Here is a 21286-nt window from a genome sequence, read left to right on the forward strand (position 1 = left end):
GCGAACGGATCTGCATCGACCAACCTCAATGCAACTCACATGAAGAAGGAACAAAGACCATGCTGAAGCGCAAGAATGGCAAGACGGCTCTGGGCTTGGTCGCGGCACTGAGCGCCAGCGCTGCACTGGCGACGGTTGCGCAAGCACGCGACCTCACCGTCGTGTCGTGGGGCGGCGCGTATCAGGATGCGCAGAAGAAGGTCTATTTCGAGCCGTTCAAGAAGGCATCCGGGATTCCCATGAACGACGAGTCCTGGGACGGCGGCGTCGGCGTGTTGCGCGCCAAGGTGCAGGGCGGTGCCGCCACCTGGGACGTCGTCCAGGTCGAGAGCGACGAACTGGCGGTCGGCTGCGAGGAAGGCCTGTTCGAGAAGCTGGATTATTCCAAGATCGGCGGCGAGGCCGCCTATATCCCGCCATCGGTCAACCCTTGCGGCGTCGGCGCCATCCTCTACGATTTCGTTCTCGGCTACGACAAGGACAAGCTGAAGCAGCCCCCCGGCGGCTGGGCCGACTTCTTCGACACCAAGAAGATTCCGGGCAAGCGCGCCTTGCGTCAGGGCCCGAAGACCACGCTCGAAATCGCCCTCATGGCCGACGGCGTCGCGCCGAAGGACGTCTACAAGGTGCTGGCGACCGACGAAGGTATCGATCGCGCCTTCAAGAAGCTGGACACCATCAAGGGCGACATCGTGTGGTGGAAGGCCGGTGCCCAGCCGCCGCAATTGCTCGCCTCCGGCGAGGTGGCGATGACCTCGGTCTACAATGGCCGCATCGACACCGCGAACAAGAACGAGAAGAAGAATTTCGGCATGGTGTGGGACGGAGCGCTGTTCACCCTCGACAGCTGGGTCATCCTGAAGGGGAGCCCGAACAAGGACGCGGCCTACAAGTTCCTGGACTTCGTCGGCAAGGCGGAGAACCAGTCAAAACTGTCGGAGAACATTGCTTATGGCACTTCGAACAAGGATGCGGCCGGACGGCTCCCAGCCGCCGTCCTGAAGGATCTGCCGACCGCGCCTGACAACATCAAGAACGCGGTCGAGATCAACGTTGCCTTCTGGCTCGAGAACATCGACCGCCTGACCGAGCGTTTCAACAAATGGGCGGCGAAATAGCACGCGGCAGCACCCGCGTGCGGCGCACATGGAAAGCAGTTTCATTGCGGCCATCCTTCGAGACGCCCGCCTTAGGCGGGCTCCTCAGGATAAGGGTTGAGTGTGCGGCAACGACTTCACAGACACCGATGCCGTGGAGCCTCATCCTGAGGAGACCGCGAAGCGGTCGTTTCGAAGGACGAGGCGCTCGCTCAGGCCGCGCCAAGAGACCGCATGCGATTGCCCTGCACGAATTGGCGAGTGATGTCCGTTCAAAAGGGCTCATGCCATGACGGATGCACTCTTGACCGGCGCCGATACGTCGACCGAGGTGCCGCTCAAGCGCCGATTGAAGCGCGCCGAGCGGACACGCCAGGTCAAGGCGTTGGCGCTGGTAGCACCGCTTCTCGTCTTCCTGCTCTTCACCTTCGCCGGGCCCATCGCCGGCATGCTGTGGCGTGCGGTCGACGACCGCGAGGTCCGTCAGGTTCTGCCGAACACCCTGGCTGCGCTCGCCGCGTGGGACGGCAAGGACCTGCCGGACGAAAACGCCTACACCGCGCTGGCAAGCGACATCCTGGCGGCGCGCGCCTCCGGCACCATCGCCATCGCAGCCAAGCGGCTGAACTACGCGCTGAACGGCTTCCGCACGATCCTGACCGGCACGGCCCGCAATCTGAAGGCGGAGCCGGAGCGAGGGACGGCCAAGGAGACGCTGGGCAGGATCAACCCGGCCTGGCGCGAACGCACCACCTGGACGACGATCAAGGACGCCGGCGGTCCACTGACCAGCTTCTACCTGCTGGCGGCGCTCGACCTGACGCGGAACGTGGACGGCGCGATCGTCGCGGCCCCGCCGGACCAGGCCATCTATCGCAGCCTGTTTGCCCGCACCTTCATCATCAGCCTCAGCGTCACCGTACTCTGCCTGATCCTCGGCTTCCCGGTCGCTTACCTCCTGGCGACGTTGCCGCCGGCCCGGTCGAACCTGCTGATGATCTTCGTTCTGCTGCCGTTCTGGACGTCCCTTCTGGTCCGCACCTGCGCCTGGATCGTCCTGTTGCAGAGCAAGGGAGTCGTGAACGACAGCCTGCTGTGGCTCGGCATTGTCGACGAGCCGTTGCGCCTGATCTACAACCGCTTCGGCGTCTGCGTGGCCATGACCCACGTTCTGTTGCCGTTCATGATCCTGCCGCTGTACAGCAGCATGAAGGCGATCTCGCCTGCCTACATGCGTGCCGCGGCCTCGCTCGGTGCGCCGCCGGCCACGGCCTTCCTGCGCATCTACCTGCCTCAGACCCTGCCCGGCATCGGCGCGGGAAGCCTGCTCGTCTTCATCCTGGCGCTCGGCTACTACATCACGCCGGCGCTCGTCGGCGGCGCCGCCGACCAGATGATCAGCTACTTCATCGCGCTCTACACGACCGAGACGGCCAATTGGGGCCTCGCTTCGGCTTTGGGTGCGGTGCTGCTGCTGGCCACCGTTCTGCTCGCCCTCGTCTACGGCAAGCTGGTGCAGGGACAGCAGGTCACGGGAGGCATGAAGAATTGAGCGATAGCCCCTCCCTCCGCACACCCAGCCAGCGCATCGCGTGGACCGCGACGATCATCGTCTCCACGCTGGTGTTCGTCTTCCTGATCGCGCCGATCCTGGCGATCATGCCATTGTCCTTCAGCTCGGGCTCGTACCTCACCTATCCGCTGCCAGGCCTCTCCTTGCGCTGGTACGACGATTTCATCAGTTCGCCGCGCTGGATGAACTCGCTGAAGAACAGCATGATCATCGGCGTCGCCTCGACGGCGCTGTCCATGGTCCTTGGCACGACGGCCGCGCTGGGGCTGGCGCAGTGGAAGAGCCGGTTCAAACCGCTCGTGCTGGCTTTCGTGCTGTCGCCGGTGGTCGTGCCCGGGGTCATCACCGCGGTCGGCCTGTATTTCTTCTTCGCACCAATCGGGCTGACCGGCAGTTATCTCGGCCTGATCCTGGCCCACACCGCGCTGGCGACGCCCTTCGTGGTGATCACGGTCGGTGCGACGCTGCAAAGCTTCGACACCAATCTGGCACGCGCCGCCGCCTCGCTGGGCGCCTCGCCGCTTCAGGCGTTCCGCCGCGTGATCCTGCCGCTGATCCTGCCGGGCCTGGCGTCGGGTGCGCTGTTCGCCTTCGCGACCAGCTTCGACGAGGTGGTGATCGTGCTGCTCATGGCGGGCCCCGAGCAGCGCACCCTGCCGCGCGAGATGTTCAGCGGCATCCGCGAGAACATCAGCCCGACCATCACGGCAGCGGCGGTGATTCTGACGACGGTCTCGATCATCCTCCTCGCCACCCTGGAAGGCCTGCGCCGGCGCAACGAGCGGCTCAAGGGCAGCGGGGCCTGAACGGCGGCGTCGCAATTTCGTCGCGCGCTGCTCGCGATGGCGAAAAGACTCGACAGCGCGCCCAGTGAGAACCGGGCGCGCTTCGTCCAGGCAGTTACGCGAGCCGCATTACTCCGAGTACTTGAACTCGGGCATGTTCTTCAGCTCGTCCTTGCTGGCGTTGAACACGGCGTGGTCCGGATACCATTTCGACGTCGACGACGTCGTGGTCGCAGCGGGCCTGTCGGTGCCGGTCGCAGCGCCGGTGGTGGTGGTCGTGGTCGCGCCCGGCTTGGCGCTCGTGCCGGTATAGGCGACGGCCTCGTTGACGAACTTCAGCTTCTCATAGGGCACGGCGACCAGATGCTCGCCCACGCCGAGGAAGCCGCCGACGCCGATCACGGCGATCTTGATGGCGCCGCTCTTGTCCATCAGCAGATCATTGATCGTGCCGATGTTCTCGTTGGCTTCGTTGTAGACCTTCAGGCCGTCCATCTTGGACGTACGCCACTGGCCCGTCGCGGTCGTGGATGTCGTGGTGGCGGCCGCGGTCGGCGCCTTGTCGGTGGTGGCGGTCGGCGATTGCGCGAACGCGACGGTTGCAAGAAGTGCGGTGCCGGCAAGGCCGGCGGCGATCGATTTCGTCAGCATGTTTGTCCTCTCCTTCACTGAAAACTCGTGCGGGAAGAACAGCGCTGATCACTTGCAGTTCCTTGCGCGCCGCAATTTCGTCGCGCAATGCGCGAGCGGGAGCCACAACTATTGTTCCTGCGTCACTCAGGAACATTTTGCGATGCACGGTTCCCCGCCGACAATCGTGCGCCCTGGGTAACGCATGACCGCGGCGAGGACCGCGCCCGACCTCAACTCGCTCAGGTCAGCTCTTGAAGTCGATCAGGAGCGCGGAGAAATCCGAGCTGCTCGATGAGCTGCCGTTGGCGCCGTAGGACGATGCCGACGATTGCGACTGTTGCAGCGCCTGCAGGAACTGCTGGAGGATCTCGGCCGTGGTCTGGTCCGTCGAGCTGCTGCTCGTCGAGTCCGTCGTCGTCGAATCCGAAGAGTCGTCGTCCGGCGGTGGGCCGGGCGGCGGGCCGCCTGCGCCACCCGGTCCACCCGCGCCGCCCGCGAAGGCGGATTGAAACACGCTTTTCAGCTCCTCGGCCTGGTCGGAGGTCAGCGTCCCGTTCGACACTTCGTTCGAGATGAGGTCGTCGATCTTCGACTGCATCTCCTCCTTGGAGGGAGGCGCGCCGCTCGACTGCTCGCTCGATCGGCTCTGCTGGAGCGCCGTGTCGATATCGGTCAGCGCCGTCGAGAGCGCGGACTGGTCCGACGACGAGATCGTGCCGGTGGAGACTTGCGATTGCAATTCCTGCTGAAGCCGCTGGAGCGGCGATTGATAGCTGCCGGCGGAGGCCGCCGAAATCGAGGTCATGATGGCTCCGTGGTTGTTGCGGGGTTTCGTCGCCGACCACGCCACGGTATGGTTAACGGCCTTAACGCAGTCTTGCCGCTCCACCATCCGTCGATTGCCGCTCGTTTCAGGCAGCCGAACAGAAACAAATCGAAACAAAAATATTCGCCATTTGGCCCGAATCTTGGTCAAACAAATCGCATGGCCATCCCCAATCCCAACATCCTGGTCGTCGAGGACGACCGCGAAACCCGGGCGTTGATTGCGAAATATCTGCGCAGCAACGCCTGCAACGTCACCGCCGTGAGCGATGGCCGCGAGATGTCGCGGGCGATGGCCGACCATCGCGTCGACCTCATCATTCTCGACGTCATGCTGCCCGGCGAGGACGGTCTCAGCCTGTGCCGCAAGGTGCGCGCCGAATCGCAGACGCCGATCATCATGCTGACCGCGCGCGGCGAGGACGTCGACCGCATCGTCGGCCTCGAGATGGGCGCGGACGACTATCTGCCGAAGCCGTTCAACCCGCGCGAGCTGCTCGCCCGCATCAACGCGGTGCTGCGCCGCCAGGCCGCGGCGCAGGCAGCGAGCGCGGTCGAAGGCGCGAGCACGCTCGCCTTCGAAGGCTGGCGCATCGATCTGCGCCTGCGCGAACTGCGCAATCCGGAGGGCGCGCGCGTCGCGGTGACCAGCGCCGAGTTCGATCTGCTCAGGACGTTCTGCGAGCGGCCGGGCCGCGTGCTGTCGCGCGACAGCCTGCTCGATCTCACGCAGGGACGCAACGCCGGCTCGTTCGAGCGCTCCATCGACGTGCTGGTCAGCCGCATCCGCCGCAAGATCGAGCCCAATCCGGCCGACCCCACCCTCATCAAGACGGTGCGCTCCGGCGGCTACCTGTTCACGCCGAGGACGGAAGCGGTCGCGACGCCTCTGAGCGGCTGAGCGCGCCGAAGATGAAGCCGCCCGGGTTCTTCCACCTCAACGGCATCGGCGGGCAGATCGCCGCGCTGGTGCTGGCGTCGACTGTCGCGCTCCATCTCGTCGTCACCACCGCTTTCCTGATCGGTCGGCCCGACCGCCAGGAGACGCCGCCGGACGGCGCCCATCAACTGACCGATGCCGCACTGCTGCTCGGCGCGGCCGAGGCGAGCGAGCGGCCGCGCCTCGTCGCCGATCTGGCGCGCGCCTTTCCCAGGCTCGGCATCGAGATGCTGGCACCCGGCACCGCGACCGTCGAGACGAGCGACAGTCCGCACCTGCGCGGGATGCGCCGCCACCTCCCCCCGGGCTTCAAGGCGGCGCAGCTCGCCCCGGACGGGAATGCGCGCCGCGTCGGCATCGAATTGCCCGACGGCACGATGATCGCAGCCCGTGTCGATGGCGGCCCGCGGCCGATGTTCTGGGGCGCGCCCTGGCTAACGGCGCTGATGACGGCCTTCATCTGTGTCACCGTGCTTGGCCTGTGGGCGGCGCGTACGCTGACGAGGCCGCTGTCGTCCTTCGCCAAGGCCGCCGAGAATTTCAGTCTCGACCGCACCTCCGAGCCGCTGCCCGAGCGCGGCCCGGAAGAGATCCGCCAGGTCGCGCGTGCGCTCAACCGCATGCAGGAGCGGATCGCGCGGCTGATGGCGGATCGCACGCGGATGCTGGCCGCGATCAGCCATGATCTGCGCACGCCGATCACGCGGCTGCGCCTGCGTGCCGAGTTCATCGAGGACGAGGGCAATCGCAGGCGCATGCTGATCGATCTCGACCAGATGCGCTCGATGCTGGAATCGGTGCTGTCGCTGCTGCGCAACGATCGCAAGATCGAGGCCTTGACGCTGGTCGACATCGCCAGCACGCTCCAGCTCATCGCCGACCAGTTCGGCGACATGGGCCATGTCGTGCGATACGACGGGCCGGCGTCCGCAACCGCCGCCGCGCGGCCCGACGATCTGCATCGCGGCGTCACCAACCTCGTCGAGAACGCGGTGCGCTTCGGTGCCGAGGTGACGATCCGCCTCGTCGTCTCGGGCACGACGCTCGTCATCGACGTCGAGGACGACGGCCCCGGCATTTCGGATGCGCGCAAGCAGGAGATGCTGGAGCCGTTCGTGCGCGGCGACGACGCGCGCACCATGGACGAGTCCACCGGCTTCGGGCTCGGCCTCTCGATCGCGCGCGCGATCGCGATCACCCATGGCGGCGAGCTGTCGCTGCACGACCGCGAGCCACATGGCCTGATCGTGCGGATGCGATTGCCGATCTGGCAGGAGCCGCGGCTCGCGGCTTGACGCACCTCACGCCGCGAGCGGTGGGTGCTCGACAGCCTCATGCGGGAAGATTGCCACCGCCTCGAAGCGATAATTGCAGGCGCGGCAGGTCCAGAGGTAGGAGACGCGCCCCTCGCCCGGCTCGATCCAATCGGGCTGCGCGATCGGCGTGCCGCACTGGGCGCAAGGGTTGTGTCTGGGGATGTCGCCGGTGTGTGCACTGACGAGGCTGGCTTTTGTCATGGCACCTCTCCCGATTTGCAGCGCTTGCGTGCTCGCTTTCGCGAGCCGGCACGAATAGACAGGCGTGCTGTCGCGAGCGGGGGTCATCCGCCCCGGAAGCCCAATTACGCCAGCTTTGAGTCGTAACGGCGGCACGGCACCGCAAAAACGTTAACGGCGTCGTTTGGTCACATCATCGCCGCGTTCGGGTTGCCTAACAGCAGCCGGGCGCAGGCAAGTCGGGAATAACTGATGAAAATTTTACGCGTTGCCGCGTTGCTCGCGGCCGGATTGATTTTGCCGCAGGCTGCATTCGCCGGCGAAGCCGAATATGCCGAGATGGTCGCGGCCCATGCCCGCGCCAACGGCGTGCCGGAAACGCTGGTGCACCGCGTGATCATGCGCGAGAGCCGTTACCAGCCGCACCTCGTCGGCCGTGGCGGCACCATCGGGCTGATGCAGATCAAGCTCGCGACCGCCCGCGGGGTCGGCTACACCGGCGATGCCGCCGGCCTGCGCGATCCCAACACCAATCTCACTTATGCGGTCAAATACCTCGCGGGCGCCTATCGCGCCGCCAACGGCGATCATGCCCGAGCCGTGCGTTATTTCGCGGGCGGCTATTACTACGCTGCAAAGCGCCAGCGACAGGAGCAGCAACAGGCGATCGTGCAGCAGGCCAGCAACGAGAGCTGGCTGGAGCCGAACGGCAATCCGCAGCCGATGTTCGGAACCGCGCCGCGCCGCAAGCTCGCACAAGGCTTCCGCAACGCGCGGGCGCAGGCCTTGAAATAAGCTTCTTGTGTCCCGGACGCGCTGCAGCGTGCAACGCTGCTGCGCAGAGCCGGGACCCAGCAACCTCGCGCTCCAGCCCTGGGCCCCGGCTCTGCGACGCACCACGCCGCAAAGGGCGGCGCGCTGCATCTCGTCCGGGGCACGGACACTGAGGTTCCGGGCCAACACGCGTTGACACCGCCCGCCACTGGCATACATTAGCACCGTTCCGAGGGGTGCTCCGAGGAGGAGCTGAGATACCGCTAAATGGGCAATCCTGCCCAGGACCGCGGTGACCCTTTGAACCTGATCCGGGTCATGCCGGCGAAGGGACAGGGATGTTGCAGACCACCAAGCGACCGGATTCCCCGGTATCCATCATCGGCGCAGGCATTGCGGGCGCCTGGCAGGCCTTGCTGTTCGCACAGGCCGGTCACGCCGTCACCTTGCACGAGCGCGGTGACGAGGCGATGACGGACGCCACCAGCCATTGGGCCGGCGGCATGCTCGCGCCCTATTGCGAGGCCGAGGTCGCAGAACCCATCATCAGCCGCCTCGGGCTGCGCTCGCTCGACATCTGGCGGCGCGAGCTGCCCGACACGCCTTTCAACGGCTCGCTCGTCGTCTCCCATCCGCGCGAGCGTAACGATTTCGAGCGCTTCGCGCGCATGACCGAGGGCCACGAGCGGCTCGACGCCGCCGGCCTCGCCGCGCTGGAGCCCTCGCTGGAGGGACGCTTCCGCGACGCGCTGTTCTTCCCGGCCGAGGGCCATGTCGAGCCGCGCCGCGTGCTGCCGAAGCTGCATGAGCGCATCCGCGCCGCCGGCGGCACCATCAAGTTTTCCAGCGACGTCACTGCAAACGACCTCGCGAAGGATCCCGAGGGCATCGTGATCGACTGCCGCGGCATCAGTGCCCGCGACGAGCAGCCGGAGCTTCGCGGCGTCAAGGGCGAGATGATCCTGATCGAGACCAGTGAGGTGCAGCTGGCGCGCCCGGTACGGCTGATCCATCCGCGCTGGCCGCTCTACGTCATCCCGCGCGAGGCGGGCCTGTTCATGCTGGGCGCGACCTCGATCGAGGCCGAAGACACCGGCGTCAGCGTGCGCTCGGCGCTGGAGCTTTTGGGCGCGGCCTATACCGTGCATCCGGCGTTCGGCGAGGCCCGCATCCTCGAATTCGGCTCGGGCCTGCGGCCCGCCTATCCCGACAACCTGCCGCGCATCGGCATCCGTGGCGGCAAGATCAGCGTCAACGGGCTCTACCGCCACGGCTTCCTGATCGCGCCAGCGCTTGCCGAGCTGACGCTGGCCTATGTCCAGCGCGGACAGATCGACAATGAGGTGATGCAATGCGGGTGATCGTGCAATGCTGGTGATCGTCCAATGCTTGTGATCGTCAACGGCGAGCAGCGCGAGGTGACTTCCGCCAGCGTCGATGCGCTGCTCAACGAGCTCGACTACGAAGGCACCCATTTCGCCATCGCGCTGAACTACGACGTCGTGCCGAAAAGCCGCTGGGCCGAGACGCCGCTGAAGGCCGGCGACGAGATCGAGATCATCACGCCGCGGCAGGGAGGGTGAGGTGAGACTTGCCGCCACGAACTCCGTCGTCATCCCCGCGCGAGCGCGTAGCGCTCGTCGCTGGAGGTGCGAGCCGCTCTTCGGCTCGCCTCGAAGGATGGCCACACACGCGGCTGTCATCCTTCGAGGCGCGCAAGAGCGCGCACCTCAGGATGACGGTCCTCGCCTGTCGCCAACAAGGAAATTGAAGCCATGGTGACCTTCTACGGCAAGACCTTCGCCTCCCGCCTCCTGGTCGGCAGCGCGCTCTATCCCTCGCCCGCGATCATGCAGGACGCGATCCGCGCCTCCGGCGCCAACATCGTCACGGTGTCGCTGCGGCGTGAATCCGCCGGCGGCAAGACTGGCGATGCGTTCTGGAAGCTGATCCGCGAGCTCGACGTCACCGTGCTGCCGAACACCGCCGGCTGCCGCACCGTGCGCGAGGCCGTGACCACCGCGAAACTTGCGCGCGAGCTGTTCGGCACGAACTGGATCAAGCTCGAAGTTATCGCCGACAACGACACGCTGCAGCCCGATGTCGTCGGCCTGGTCGAAGCTGCCAGCATCCTGGTCAAGGACGGCTTCGAAGTGTTCCCCTATTGCACCGAGGATCTCTCGGTCGCCAGCCGCCTGGTCGAAACGGGGTGCAAGGTGGTGATGCCGTGGGCCGCGCCGATCGGCAGCGCCAAGGGCATCACCAACCGCGACGCGCTGAAGCTCTTGCGCGACCGGCTGCCCGACATCACGCTGGTGGTCGACGCCGGCCTGGGCGCGCCGAGCCACGCGGCCCAGGCGCTCGAGCTCGGCTACGACGCCGTGCTGCTCAACACCGCCATCGCCAAGGCCGCCGATCCCGTCGCCATGGCCAACGCCTTCCGCCTCGGCTGTGATGCCGGCCGCACCGCTTATGAAGCCGGGCTGATGAACGCCCGCGATTTCGCCTCCCCCTCCACCCCTGTCGTTGGGACCCCGTTCTGGCATGCCGTATCCTGATCGATTCTATCCCGTCGTCGACAGCCTTCAATGGGTCGAGCGCCTGACCAAGCTCGGCGTCGGCACCATCCAGCTGCGCGCGAAGGAGCTCGACGATTCCCAGGCGCTGCAGATCGTCAGCGACGCGCTGGCGATCACGAAGGGAACGCAAGCCAAGCTGGTGGTGAACGACTATTGGCGCGCGGCGGTCGTCGCCGGCGCAGAATATCTGCATCTCGGCCAGGAGGATCTCACTGAGGCCGACCTCAAGGCGATCCGCGAGGCCGGCCTCAAGCTCGGCATCTCCACCCACGACGACGACGAGCTTGCGACCGCGCTCGAAGCCCAGCCCGACTACGTCGCGCTCGGCCCGATCTTCTTCACCACGCTCAAAGCGATGCGCTTCGAACCGCAGGGCATTCCAAAAATCACCGAGTGGAAGAAGCGCATCGGCAACATCCCGCTGGTCGCCATCGGCGGCATCAAGTTCGAGCACGCCGCAGAGATCTTTGCCGCCGGCGCGGATTCGATCGCGGTGGTCAGCGACGTCACCCAGAACGCCGATCCCGACGCGCGGGTGCGGCAATGGCTTGGCTTATCCAAGGAGGCCGCATAATGCAGGTCCGCTCTTCTTCGTCCCGTCACCCTGAGGTGGCCGCTTCTTCAGCGGCCCTCGAAGGGCGACGGCCCGGCTCGTTCATCCTTCGAGGCTCTCGTTGCGGCGCGGACGCGCCGCAACGCTCGCACCTCAGGATGACGAGATCAGACATCGCACAACAAAATTGAACCGGAGGATCCCCATGAACATCCGCTCCAACCCCGACAAGACCGTGCCCGCCGTCACCACCGGCCCCCTTCCCTCCTCGCGCAAGATCTTCGCGACGCCCGACGCTGCGCCCGACCTGCGCGTGCCCCTGCGCGAGATCATCCTCTCCGAGGGCGCGGGCGAGCCGAACCTGCCGGTCTACGACACCTCCGGCCCCTACACCGACCCGTCCGTGACCATCGACGTCAACGCCGGCCTGCCGCGCAACCGCAAGCAATGGGTGCTGGAGCGCGGCGGCGTCGAGGAATATGAGGGCCGCCAGATCAAGCCGGAGGACAACGGCAACCTTTCGACCGACAAGGCCGCGCGCGCCTTCTCGGCCTATCACAAGCCGCTACGCAGCCTCGACGGCCACAAGATCACCCAGCTCGAATTCGCCCGCGCCGGCATCATCACCAAGGAGATGATCTACGTCGCCGCGCGCGAAAATCTCGGCCGCAAGGAGCAGCTCGAACGCGCCGAGGCAGCGCTCGCCGACGGCGAGAGCTTCGGCGCCTCGGTGCCCGCCTTCATCACGCCGGAATTCGTCCGCGACGAGATCGCGCGCGGCCGCGCCATCATCCCCTGCAACATCAACCACAGCGAGCTCGAGCCGATGATCATCGGCCGCAACTTCCTGACCAAGATCAACGCCAATATCGGCAACTCCGCGGTGACCTCGTCGGTCGAGGAAGAGGTCGAGAAGATGGTGTGGGCAATCCGCTGGGGCGCCGACACCGTGATGGACCTCTCGACGGGGCGCAACATCCACACCACCCGCGAATGGATCCTGCGCAACGCGCCGGTGCCGATCGGCACCGTGCCGATCTACCAGGCGCTGGAGAAGTGCAACGGCGATCCCGTCAAGCTGACCTGGGAGCTCTACAAGGACACCCTGATCGAGCAGTGCGAGCAGGGCGTCGACTATTTCACCATCCACGCCGGCGTGCGCCTGCAATACATCCACCTCACCGCCAGCCGCGTCACCGGCATCGTCTCGCGCGGCGGCTCGATCATGGCGAAGTGGTGCCTGGCGCATCACAAGGAGAGCTTCCTCTATACGCATTTCGACGAGATCTGCGACCTCATGCGCAAGTATGACGTCTCGTTCTCGCTCGGCGACGGCCTGCGCCCGGGCTCGATCGCGGATGCCAACGACCGCGCCCAGTTTGCCGAACTCGAAACGCTCGGCGAGCTGACCAAGATCGCATGGGACAAGGGCTGCCAGGTTATGATCGAAGGCCCCGGCCACGTGCCGATGCACAAGATCAAGATCAACATGGACAAGCAGCTCAAGGAATGCGGCGAGGCGCCGTTCTATACGCTCGGACCGCTGACCACCGACATCGCGCCGGGCTACGACCACATCACGTCAGGCATTGGAGCAGCCATGATCGGCTGGTTCGGCTGCGCCATGCTCTGCTACGTCACGCCGAAGGAGCATCTCGGCCTGCCAGACCGCAACGACGTCAAGACCGGCGTCATCACCTACAAGATCGCCGCCCACGCCGCCGACCTCGCCAAGGGCCACCCCGCCGCGCAACTGCGCGACGACGCCCTCTCCCGCGCCCGGTTCGAATTCCGCTGGACCGACCAGTTCAACCTCGGCCTCGACCCCGACACGGCCAAGAACTTCCACGACGAGACCCTGCCGAAGGAAGCCCACAAGGTCGCCCATTTCTGCTCGATGTGCGGCCCAAAGTTCTGCTCGATGAAGATCACGCAGGACGTGCGCGACTACGCCGCGACGCTGAATGATCCGAACAGCGTGGGCATGTCGATCAGCGGCACGGCCGAGGACGGCATGGCCAGGATGAGCGCGAAGTTCAAGGAGATGGGCGAGAGCTTGTATCTGGATGCGGAGAAGGTGAAGGAGAGCAATCGGGTGTTGTGAAATTCTCGCCCATCGCACAAGGTTGGGAGAGCCGAGCGAGTTGCTCGGCTTTCCTAGATGCGTCTCATTACCGCGTGTGAGCGGCGCAGTTCACGGGCACGGAACAATCAGATTTCGAAACTTGGCCCAACCGTAGATGAACTCCTTAAGTTCGCGAACTCGGCTGGTCGGAGGATCGCTTTTCCCGGAACGAACGGCAAGCGTTGCTCCGCTGTTGAATATGAGGCGGTTCGCAATCCCAAGATAGTCGGAATATTGTCGGTCAGGCTCGCTATAGCCCGGATTGAGCCATTGGACGTAAATCCAGAAGTCATTGTCTTCCACATACTTGATGGTGTCGAACACGGCGTCCGTGTATTGCATCGAGCAAAGAATGATCCGGGCCTGCTGACCGTCCAGTACGTCGCCAGCGTATTGTTGACGCTCTTCGTTCGAGCCACTGATCAGAAATACCTCGACGCATTCTCCTCGCTGCAATTCCAACATGCGCGGGTGCTTTCCGGTATGCACCGTGGCCCCGAACAGATCATTCCAAGTGCGGCTTTTGCCAGAGTTGCGACGTCCGAGCACACTTACGAAAAGTCGATCTGACATAAATTACCCCATCAACGTTTTGATACAATTTTTGATTTACCTATTAATAACACTCAACCGACAATGTCTGACAAGTCGCGCGTAAAGCCGCCTGCGCTTAACAAGCGCAGGCCGGGTGAGCGAAGCGACAAGGCCGCATAGATTTCTGGCTTGTCACAGCACTTCGACGAGAACCCCTCAAGCATGACCACTTTGAAAAGCGTCACCATCCATAGCTAACTAGTTGAGCGGCAGCTTTTTCGCCCTCTCTAGAAAATACAACTATAACGCTCATATTAGCAAGCCGCAGAGCACCAGACTCCGTTGCTCTACCGTTCGCCCAGAACGAAACCTTCCAAGAGTCCGCCCAGCCAGCTTTTAGAAGATGCCGCGAACACTCCACCGCCTCCCCGACCAACTCCTTCCCAACCTCCGCCTCGTCTTCGTCGGCACCGCCGCCTCGACGCGCTCGGCGGAGCTCGGGCACTACTACGCCCATCCCGGCAATCGCTTCTGGCGCGCGATCCATGAGGCCGGGATCACGCCGCGGCGCTATCAGCCGGGCGAGTTCGCCAGCCTGATCGAGCTCGGGATCGGCTTCACCGATCTCTCCAAGTCGGGCGCCGGGATGGATCACCAGATCGCGGCGGAGACGATCGACGTGCCGGGGTTCAGGGCGAAGATCGAAAAGTACCGGCCGCGGACGATTGCGTTCACGAGCAAGAAGGCGGCGAGCCTGTTCTACGGCAAGCCGTCGAGCGGGATTGTGCTGGGGCGGCAGAAGCGCGAGGCGAGCCTGCCGGAGGTGTTCGTGCTGCCGTCGCCGTCCGGCGCGGCGTCCGGGCATTGGACGATTGGGCCGTGGCGAGAGCTGGCGGCGTGGATCGCTGCGTAGTTTGTAGGATGGGTAGAGCGCAGCGAAACCCATCAGCTGAGCCGAAGCAACAGGTGCACCCGTGCGATCGCACCAAACGCCGACTGGACCGCAGACCCGGCGATGGGTTTCGCTGCGCTCTACCCATCCTGCAGACCTGCGCAGGGTGAGGTGGCGTAGCCCGGATGAGCGCAAGCGACATCCGGGACCAGCAGGCGACCCGCATGTCGCTGCCGCTCATGCGGGCTACGAGATCGTCCATTGGGCTCGTGTCGGAATCCGCATCGGCCGTTCGTCCTCCGGTGCAAAGCACGATCAACCAGGAGCCGCCAGATGCCTCCCACCATCACTGCCTTCGCAAGCTCGCCCGATCGCGGCCGCGGGCAGGCGCGCGACATGCGCGTTCGCTGGGCGCTCGAAGAGGTCGGCCAGCCCTACGGCGTTCGCCTCGTCTCGTTCGAAGAGATGAAGCATCCGGCGCATCTTGCGCTGCATCCGTTCGGGCAGATCCCGACCTATGAGGATGGCGATCTCGCGCTGTTCGAGTCCGGCGCGATCGTGCTCCACATCGCCGAGCGTCATGCCGGGCTGCTGCCGCTTGAGCCGAACGCGCGGGCGCGTGCGATCGCGTGGATGTTCGCGGCCCTGAACACGCTGGAGCCGCCGATCGTCGAGCTCGGCATGGCCATGCTGCTCGAACGCGACAGGAGCTGGTACGCGGAGCGCTTGCCCCTGCTGCAGGACCGCGTCCGCATCAGGCTCGGCGAATTGTCCCGCCGCCTCGGCGGTGCCGACTGGCTCGACGGCGCGTTCAGCGCCGGCGATCTCATGATGGTGACGGTGCTGCGCCGGCTGAATACATCTCGCCTGCTGGACGAATATCCCAATATCGCCGCCTATGTCGCCCGCGGCGAAGCGCGGCCGGCGTTCAGGCGTGCGTTCGAGGCACAGTTGGCGGTGTTCACCGCTGCATCGCGTTCGTAGCCCGGATGAGCGCAAGCGATATCCGGGGCTAGCAGGCGACCCACATCTCGCTTCCGCTCATGGGGCTCCGGGCGGGCATTGCATCCATTTCGGCCCCCCTGCATTCTGGGCTCCCCCCAAACGGAGGAGCGCGCCGATGCTGACCCTCTACTCCTACCCGGAACTCTTCGGCGTCGCCGACAACAACGGCTACGGCCTCAAGGTCTATGCCTTCCTGAAGCTCGCGGGCGTGCCGTTCGTGCAGGAGCACATCTTCGATGCCTCCACCGCGCCGCGCGGGCAGCTGCCTTACGTCGTCGACGACGGCGAGACCATCGGCGACAGCGAAACGATCATCGCGCATGCCGTCGCGAAATATCGGCTCGGCATCGATGCCGCGCTGCCGGCGGCGCAGCGCCGCACCGATCATCTGGTCACGCGCATGCTGGACGATCTCTACTGGGTGATGTCGTATTCGCGCTGGAAGGACGAGCGCTTCTATCCCGCGTTCCGCGACGGCTTCATCGCGCAGCATCCGCAGATCAATGCGGAAGGGTTCGAGAAGGCGAAGGCGTACAACGCGCAGCGCTATCACCACCAGGGCATCGGCCGCTACACGCCCGAGCAGGCCTACGCGCGGGGGCTTGCCGATCTGCAGGTGCTGGCGGAGATCGTGCCGGCCGCGGGCTTCGTCCACGGCGCGGCGCCGACCAGCGTCGATGCCGGCATCTACGGCTTCGTCGCCAACATCTACTATTTTCCGATCCCGACGCCGCTGAAGGCCTTCGTCGATGCGCACGAAAATCTCGTCGCGCATTGCGAGCGGATTCATGCGATGGTGAGCGGAGTGTAGCCCGGATGAGCGACAGCGACATCCGGGGCCGAGCGTTGACCCGCATGTCGCTGTCGCTCATGCGGGCTACGAAGTGAGGCGGGCCGCGCCCTACCGCATCGTGATCGCGAGCCCGCTGAGATCCGCGTTCGCCATCAACCCGACCTGGTGACCCGTCAGTTCCAGCACCGCGCCCTTCTGGTTGGTCAGCACGATGGCGCGGGCGCCGCGGCCGACGGCAAGGCCTGCACCCGCCGCGCCGTAGACGCCGGCGACGTCCGAGGGGCGGTTGATGTTGGAGACGCGCCCGCGCAGCACGGTTTTCGAGCCGCCGAACACGAGGCCGTAGTCGAGGCCGCCGGTCGAGAGCGCATAGGAGCGGCCGCGGAAGTTGAGCACGCCCGAGCCGCCGGAGCCGCCGATGATCCAGCCCGCCTTGTAGATCGTCAGCGTCACGAAGCCGCTGTCGGCCCGCGCGGCGGTCGAGAGGCCGGCCAGGGCGGCGATGGCGACCAGTGCGGCGCGAAGGGTGGATGCGAGCTTCATGGATGTCTCCGGAGGCTATTTTTCAAGGCAGGATTGGCGAATCAGACGTAGCGAACTTACCCCATCGATCGGGGCGGCAACATGATGGGGTGCGGCTGTGCACTCGGAGAGCCCTCATTCCGCGTCATTGCGAGCGCAGCGAAGCAATCCAGAATCTCTCCGCGGAGCCAGCCTGGATTGCTTCGTCGCAAGAGCTCCTCGCAATGACGGGGCAGATGGCCCGTCCTCTCACAACGTTCGGGCTGCGCGTGGCGAGAGGCGAAGCACTGCGCACTGACCGTGGCCATCATGCCATTCTGCCCCTGTTTTGCCCGACGGAGCAAGCGGATAGTTCGCCGTTCCCGAATTCTGAAAAGCCCAATGATCTCTGCACGATCCCTACTGTGCATGGGGTTGTTTTCGCATTTTTTGTTTTGAGCGTCCCCCGCCTGCCGCTACGCTTCGGCGTCAGCGACCGCTTCCGAGGTGATCCCATGCCGATCCAGCATTTCGCGCCCCCGCCGCACGTCAAGGCGCCGCCGCTGTCCTTTGCGACGCGCGTCGGCGATCTCCTGTTCGTCTCGGGCATTCCCGGCTTCGATGCCAATGGCGCGCTGCCCGACGGTTTCGAGGCCCAGTTCGCCAACGTCGTGGTCAACATCAAGCGGGTGCTGGGCGAGGCCGGCGCCAGCGTGCGCGACCTCGTCAAGGTCAACGTGCTCCTGACCCGTGCCGCCGACGTCGCCGCCATGAACGCGCTCTATGCCGGCGCCTTCGGCCCGCCGCCCTATCCTGCGCGCACGACCTGCGTGGTGCAGGCCCTGCCCGATCCGAAGATGCTGATCGAGATCGAGGCGGTGGCGTCGCTTTCGAAGTGAGCGTGTGGCTGGCCGGGCACGCGGCCAGACCAAATGCGCGGTCGCATCTGACATGTCCGTGAGCGGCCGCTCCCCGGCTTGCAAAGGACCTGCTTTTACCGCACGAATTTTCGGGTCCCACTTCACTTCCCCCACAAGGAGAAATTTCATGCGTCGCGCTCTCGCGCTCTGTGCCGTTGCCGGTATCGCCAGTTCCGTGTTCGCCGTGCCCGCGTCCGCGAAGGTCGGCTACTACGTGATCCGCTGGGACAACTCCGGCATCTGCCAGGTCTGGAACGAGGACCTCCAGTACAAGCCGTTCCAGTTCGGGGCGTCGACCTACAAGGTCGTCAGCAAGCCGTTCCCGACCTTCCAGGAGGCGTCCGACGTCCAGATCAAGATGCGCGCCGAGCGCCGCTGCACGCTCTGAGCCCGACGCGACAGATCGCGTTTACGGATGAGTTTTCATGGGGCGGACCGCGCGAACGGTCCGCCCTTCTCTTTTGCAGAATCTGTTCAAATTGCGTATTTCCCGCAGCGGCTATTTTGAACCTGACCGGCCGGCGGAACTACTCACATCTTGTCCGGGGCGCATCCCCCAAAGCGTCCCGCGCCACCCCCTCCCGTCATTGTCGGGAGGTGCATCACGTCTTTCATTTTGAGGAGCTGATCATGCGTCGTATTTCCGTGCTGTGCGCAGCCATCGGTCTTGCCGTCACTGCCTTCGCCGCCGCGAGCCCAGCGGAGGCCAGCTATCATCTGATCCGCTGGCAGGACAGCGGCTTCTGCCAGATCTGGGACGAGAGCATCCCGACCACGCCGTGGCCGGCCGGCTACCACCGCGCCAGCGCGAGCGTGCCGACCTTCATCGACGCCCTCGCCATGAAGGACGCCGCGCTCAAGAACGGCCAGTGCACCTGGTAACAATTCGATCGACGAACGAAGAGCCGGGCAGGACGCCAGCGTCCCTGTCCGGTTTTTTGTGCGGCGTGAACGACTCACGCGTCCTTGTGCGCGCCGGGATGGATCAGGAGATCGCGCGCGGCAGCGAGGTCGATGAAGCCTTGCGCGCTGCCGCCCCGGTCGGGATGCATGCCCTTGGCGGCGCGGCGATAGGCCTGGTTGATGTCCTCGCAGGTGAGCTGCACCGCGAGCGGCAGGCCGAGCACCTTGCGGGCACGGTCCTCCCTGGACATCTGCTTTGGCATGGCGTTGCGGCGGCCGAAGCGCGGGGCTGTCAGATCGTGGACGACCTCGAGCACCACGCCGAGACGGCGCTGCGCCGCCAGCGTCACGCCGTGGTCGTCATTGTCCGCGGCCTGGCGCAGCACCGGCAACGCCTGCTCGGCGGCCTGGCGCAGCGTGACGTCGCTGCTCATCCGCACGATCTCGGCGACGAGCCGGCCCGCCTCGGCCCAATCGGGCGCGTGCGCCGACCGCAGCCGTTCGAGGGCGAGTTTCCAGGAGTCGAGCCGTTCCATCATGCGCGCAACGTTTAGCAATCAGGATCAGTATGCCAAGGCCGCCGTTTCCGCCCCCTTAATTTCGAGTTAGCTTTTCGTGAAACTTCGAAAAGAAACCGGGAGGAATATGTCATGGCATTGCTCGCAAACCACATCGCCGTCGTCACGGGTGCCGGCTCCGGCATCGGCCGGGCGATCGCCGCCGGCTACGCGCGCGAGGGCGCACAGGTCGTGCTGCTCGACGTCAACGCCGAGACGGTCGCGGAAGCGGCTCGGGAGATCCGGCAAGCGGGCGGCAAGGCCGAGAGCTTTCCGCTCGACGTGACCCGGCGCGAGGACTGCTTTGCCCTAGCCAGGCAGGTCGAGGGCAAGGTCGGACAGGTCTCGATCCTCGTCAACAATGCCGGCATCACCCGCCGCAACGCCTTCACCGCCGAGACGGAGACGGTGGCGAAGGACTGGAACGACATCATCTCGCTCAACCTCAACGGCGTCTTCAACATGACGCAGGCGTTCCTCGCGCCCTTGCGCGCGAGCAAGGGCCGCATCGTCAATATCGGCTCGATCCAGTCCTTCGTCCATCTGCGCACGCCGAGCTCGGCGGCCTACACGACCTCGAAGCACGGCGTGCTCGGCTTCACCAAGGCGCTCGCCGCCGAGCTCGGCAAGGAAGGCGTGCGCGTCAATGCGATCGGTCCCGGCTTCATCGAGACCAACATCAACGCCAATGTGCGCGCGACCAATCCGGCGCTGGTGCAGGCCTTCCTCGATCACACCCCGCTGGCGCGCACCGGCAAGCCCGAGGACATCGTCGGCCCCGCGATCTTCCTGGCGTCGGACCTGTCGGCCTACGTCACCGGAACGATCGTGATGGTGGACGGCGGGTACCGCACGGTGTGAGGGAGAACGCTTTCACCACATGCACGGTGTCATCACCCGCGAAGGCGGGTGATCCAGTATTCCAGAGACGCCAAACATCCCACGAGGGGCCGCGGCGTACTGGATCGTCCGCTTCCGCGGACGATGACGCCGTACTTGTCGCGCGAGATAGGTCCGCATCGCGATGCATCCTGCGCCAATCGCGGCGGCTTCGCGGCATTCCTGGGGTCAATTGGTGGGCTCGCTCCCGATTAACCCTTCATTAACCAAACAGGACCACCGTGAAATTACGGCTTGGGGGTCGTTGGTTCTCGATCCGCTTCCAATGATGGAAGCGGCGTTGATCGGGAGGTGTGTTGATGACCACTGTTCATGTCGCGTCCGAGCCGGGCGCGCAATTTCTTGCTCCCAACCAGATCGTTCCGCTTCTGATCGGCGCCACGGTCGACGAGGTCGAGCGTGAGCTCGTGCTCCAGACGCTCGCACGCTGCGACGGCAACCGCACGCGCGCAGCGCGCGTGCTCGGCCTGTCGGTGCGCACGCTGCGCAACAAGATCAGGATCTACGCTGCCTCCGGCATCGACGTGCCTGCCTATCAGGATTAGCGGGCGACATCAGTCCGCCCGCGATGGCGAGCTGCGCCGCAAGCGGCGCAGCTCGTGCCGCAGATACACGCCGGCGATGACCGCAAGCGCGATCATCGCGACCGAGGCGGCAATCAGCTCGACCGCGCGGAGCAGGAACGCCGTCATGACGGCCCATAACGGCTGCGGCTCCTCGGCGAATCCGACCGGCACGATATCAGGCACCAGCAGCTGAGCGAGGCCGAGCGCGACGACGAGAACGACAGCGAACAGGCAAAAGACTTTCCACGCTGCACGCATCGGTCGCTCCTCGCAAGCGGTGTGGCCGTGCGCGATCGATGACATGGCGGCTCACCCCGACGATTGATGTTGATCAA

The 21286-nt window shown here is 65.2% G+C and carries 26 protein-coding genes and 1 riboswitch; of the genes, 19 read left to right on the forward strand and 7 right to left on the reverse strand.

The window, feature by feature from the left end:
* Window positions 1-59 precede the first annotated feature (59 nt).
* The 3 genes from AC1RQP_RS07285 to AC1RQP_RS07295 all read left to right on the forward strand — a co-directional run bounded on the left by AC1RQP_RS07285 (window position 60) and on the right by AC1RQP_RS07295 (window position 3476).
* Window positions 60-1118 (forward strand): ABC transporter substrate-binding protein, encoded by a 1059-nt coding sequence (locus tag AC1RQP_RS07285; protein WP_239626500.1) that lies wholly within the window; start codon window positions 60-62, stop codon window positions 1116-1118.
* Between the two features lie 268 nt (window positions 1119-1386).
* Window positions 1387-2649, forward strand: a complete 1263-nt coding sequence (locus AC1RQP_RS07290) for an ABC transporter permease (protein ID WP_239626502.1) — start codon at window positions 1387-1389, stop codon at window positions 2647-2649.
* Window positions 2646-3476, forward strand: a complete 831-nt coding sequence (locus AC1RQP_RS07295) for an ABC transporter permease (RefSeq protein ID WP_492936450.1) — start codon at window positions 2646-2648, stop codon at window positions 3474-3476. Before AC1RQP_RS07290 ends, AC1RQP_RS07295 begins: the two co-directional genes overlap by 4 nt.
* A gap of 108 nt (window positions 3477-3584) precedes the next feature.
* Here AC1RQP_RS07295 and AC1RQP_RS07300 read toward each other — a convergent pair whose 3' ends face one another.
* The gene (locus tag AC1RQP_RS07300) at window positions 3585-4106 is read right to left on the reverse strand and encodes a PRC-barrel domain-containing protein (RefSeq protein WP_239626505.1); all 522 of its coding nucleotides are present in this window, start codon (window positions 4104-4106) and stop codon (window positions 3585-3587) included.
* 226 nt (window positions 4107-4332) lie between these two features.
* On the reverse strand, window positions 4333-4893 hold the full coding sequence (locus AC1RQP_RS07305) for a hypothetical protein (RefSeq protein WP_492936451.1): 561 nt from the start codon (window positions 4891-4893) through the stop codon (window positions 4333-4335).
* 180 nt (window positions 4894-5073) lie between these two features.
* Here AC1RQP_RS07305 and AC1RQP_RS07310 point away from each other — a divergent pair, with 180 nt between their 5' ends.
* Both AC1RQP_RS07310 and AC1RQP_RS07315 read left to right on the forward strand, forming a co-directional pair.
* The gene (locus tag AC1RQP_RS07310) at window positions 5074-5814 is read left to right on the forward strand and encodes a response regulator (protein ID WP_061877526.1); all 741 of its coding nucleotides are present in this window, start codon (window positions 5074-5076) and stop codon (window positions 5812-5814) included.
* Between the two features lie 11 nt (window positions 5815-5825).
* Window positions 5826-7148 (forward strand): ATP-binding protein, encoded by a 1323-nt coding sequence (locus tag AC1RQP_RS07315; protein WP_492936452.1) that lies wholly within the window; start codon window positions 5826-5828, stop codon window positions 7146-7148.
* A 6-nt stretch (window positions 7149-7154) separates the two neighbouring features.
* On the opposite strand, the gene AC1RQP_RS07320 is transcribed toward AC1RQP_RS07315, so the two are convergent.
* Complete coding sequence (locus AC1RQP_RS07320; protein WP_028178064.1) at window positions 7155-7370, reverse strand: hypothetical protein; 216 nt, start codon at window positions 7368-7370, stop codon at window positions 7155-7157.
* A gap of 231 nt (window positions 7371-7601) precedes the next feature.
* On the opposite strand from AC1RQP_RS07320, the gene AC1RQP_RS07325 reads away from it, so the two are divergent.
* From AC1RQP_RS07325 to thiC, 6 genes are all read left to right on the forward strand, one after another.
* A complete protein-coding gene (locus AC1RQP_RS07325; RefSeq protein ID WP_492936453.1) occupies window positions 7602-8144 on the forward strand; it encodes a transglycosylase SLT domain-containing protein in 543 nt (180 codons plus the stop codon).
* Window positions 8145-8345: 201 nt separating this feature from the next.
* A riboswitch (TPP riboswitch) is annotated at window positions 8346-8474 on the forward strand.
* Window positions 8462-9484 carry an FAD-dependent oxidoreductase gene (locus tag AC1RQP_RS07330; RefSeq protein WP_492936454.1) on the forward strand — a complete coding sequence of 341 codons (1023 nt, stop codon included), beginning with the start codon at window positions 8462-8464 and terminating at the stop codon, window positions 9482-9484. Its footprint overlaps the riboswitch before it by 13 nt.
* A 24-nt stretch (window positions 9485-9508) precedes the next feature.
* Complete coding sequence (thiS, locus tag AC1RQP_RS07335) at window positions 9509-9706, forward strand: sulfur carrier protein ThiS (RefSeq protein ID WP_492936455.1); 198 nt, start codon at window positions 9509-9511, stop codon at window positions 9704-9706.
* Between the two features lie 192 nt (window positions 9707-9898).
* Complete coding sequence (locus AC1RQP_RS07340) at window positions 9899-10681, forward strand: thiazole synthase (protein WP_492936456.1); 783 nt, start codon at window positions 9899-9901, stop codon at window positions 10679-10681.
* Window positions 10668-11276, forward strand: a complete 609-nt coding sequence (locus tag AC1RQP_RS07345; RefSeq protein WP_492936457.1) for a thiamine phosphate synthase — start codon at window positions 10668-10670, stop codon at window positions 11274-11276. The genes AC1RQP_RS07340 and AC1RQP_RS07345 overlap by 14 nt, the downstream gene beginning before the upstream one ends.
* A gap of 184 nt (window positions 11277-11460) precedes the next feature.
* On the forward strand, window positions 11461-13359 hold the full coding sequence (thiC, locus tag AC1RQP_RS07350) for a phosphomethylpyrimidine synthase ThiC (protein ID WP_492936458.1): 1899 nt from the start codon (window positions 11461-11463) through the stop codon (window positions 13357-13359).
* 90 nt (window positions 13360-13449) lie between these two features.
* Here the strand turns inward: thiC and AC1RQP_RS07355 are convergent, their stop codons facing one another.
* Window positions 13450-13953 (reverse strand): GTPase, encoded by a 504-nt coding sequence (locus tag AC1RQP_RS07355; RefSeq protein ID WP_492936459.1) that lies wholly within the window; start codon window positions 13951-13953, stop codon window positions 13450-13452.
* A 364-nt stretch (window positions 13954-14317) separates the two neighbouring features.
* Between AC1RQP_RS07355 and AC1RQP_RS07360 the strand changes: the two genes are divergently transcribed.
* The 3 genes from AC1RQP_RS07360 to AC1RQP_RS07370 all read left to right on the forward strand — a co-directional run bounded on the left by AC1RQP_RS07360 (window position 14318) and on the right by AC1RQP_RS07370 (window position 16622).
* The gene (locus AC1RQP_RS07360) at window positions 14318-14827 is read left to right on the forward strand and encodes a mismatch-specific DNA-glycosylase (protein WP_492936460.1); all 510 of its coding nucleotides are present in this window, start codon (window positions 14318-14320) and stop codon (window positions 14825-14827) included.
* A gap of 312 nt (window positions 14828-15139) precedes the next feature.
* Window positions 15140-15790 carry a glutathione S-transferase family protein gene (locus tag AC1RQP_RS07365; protein WP_492936461.1) on the forward strand — a complete coding sequence of 217 codons (651 nt, stop codon included), beginning with the start codon at window positions 15140-15142 and terminating at the stop codon, window positions 15788-15790.
* Between the two features lie 136 nt (window positions 15791-15926).
* Window positions 15927-16622: a glutathione S-transferase family protein gene (locus tag AC1RQP_RS07370; protein WP_492936462.1), complete on the forward strand. Its 696-nt coding sequence runs from the start codon at window positions 15927-15929 to the stop codon at window positions 16620-16622.
* 90 nt (window positions 16623-16712) lie between these two features.
* Here AC1RQP_RS07370 and AC1RQP_RS07375 read toward each other — a convergent pair whose 3' ends face one another.
* Entirely contained in the window at window positions 16713-17147 is a 435-nt protein-coding gene (locus AC1RQP_RS07375) for a hypothetical protein (protein WP_061879483.1), read from the reverse strand.
* Between the two features lie 473 nt (window positions 17148-17620).
* Between AC1RQP_RS07375 and AC1RQP_RS07380 the strand changes: the two genes are divergently transcribed.
* From AC1RQP_RS07380 to AC1RQP_RS07390, 3 genes are all read left to right on the forward strand, one after another.
* Window positions 17621-18004 (forward strand): RidA family protein, encoded by a 384-nt coding sequence (locus AC1RQP_RS07380; protein WP_492936463.1) that lies wholly within the window; start codon window positions 17621-17623, stop codon window positions 18002-18004.
* Between the two features lie 52 nt (window positions 18005-18056).
* A complete protein-coding gene (locus tag AC1RQP_RS07385) occupies window positions 18057-18413 on the forward strand; it encodes a twin-arginine translocation signal domain-containing protein (protein ID WP_492936464.1) in 357 nt (118 codons plus the stop codon).
* A 242-nt stretch (window positions 18414-18655) separates the two neighbouring features.
* Entirely contained in the window at window positions 18656-18907 is a 252-nt protein-coding gene (locus AC1RQP_RS07390) for a hypothetical protein (RefSeq protein WP_492936465.1), read from the forward strand.
* Between the two features lie 74 nt (window positions 18908-18981).
* Here AC1RQP_RS07390 and AC1RQP_RS07395 read toward each other — a convergent pair whose 3' ends face one another.
* Window positions 18982-19467 carry a J domain-containing protein gene (locus AC1RQP_RS07395; RefSeq protein ID WP_492936466.1) on the reverse strand — a complete coding sequence of 162 codons (486 nt, stop codon included), beginning with the start codon at window positions 19465-19467 and terminating at the stop codon, window positions 18982-18984.
* Window positions 19468-19578: 111 nt separating this feature from the next.
* Between AC1RQP_RS07395 and AC1RQP_RS07400 the strand changes: the two genes are divergently transcribed.
* Window positions 19579-20346 (forward strand): SDR family NAD(P)-dependent oxidoreductase, encoded by a 768-nt coding sequence (locus AC1RQP_RS07400; RefSeq protein WP_492936467.1) that lies wholly within the window; start codon window positions 19579-19581, stop codon window positions 20344-20346.
* 338 nt (window positions 20347-20684) lie between these two features.
* Complete coding sequence (locus AC1RQP_RS07405; protein WP_492936468.1) at window positions 20685-20930, forward strand: helix-turn-helix domain-containing protein; 246 nt, start codon at window positions 20685-20687, stop codon at window positions 20928-20930.
* A 9-nt stretch (window positions 20931-20939) separates the two neighbouring features.
* Here AC1RQP_RS07405 and AC1RQP_RS07410 read toward each other — a convergent pair whose 3' ends face one another.
* On the reverse strand, window positions 20940-21209 hold the full coding sequence (locus AC1RQP_RS07410; protein WP_492936469.1) for a hypothetical protein: 270 nt from the start codon (window positions 21207-21209) through the stop codon (window positions 20940-20942).
* Between the last annotated feature and the right edge of the window lie 77 nt (window positions 21210-21286).

The organism is Bradyrhizobium sp. GW821-FHT13H06 (assembly GCF_058803975.1).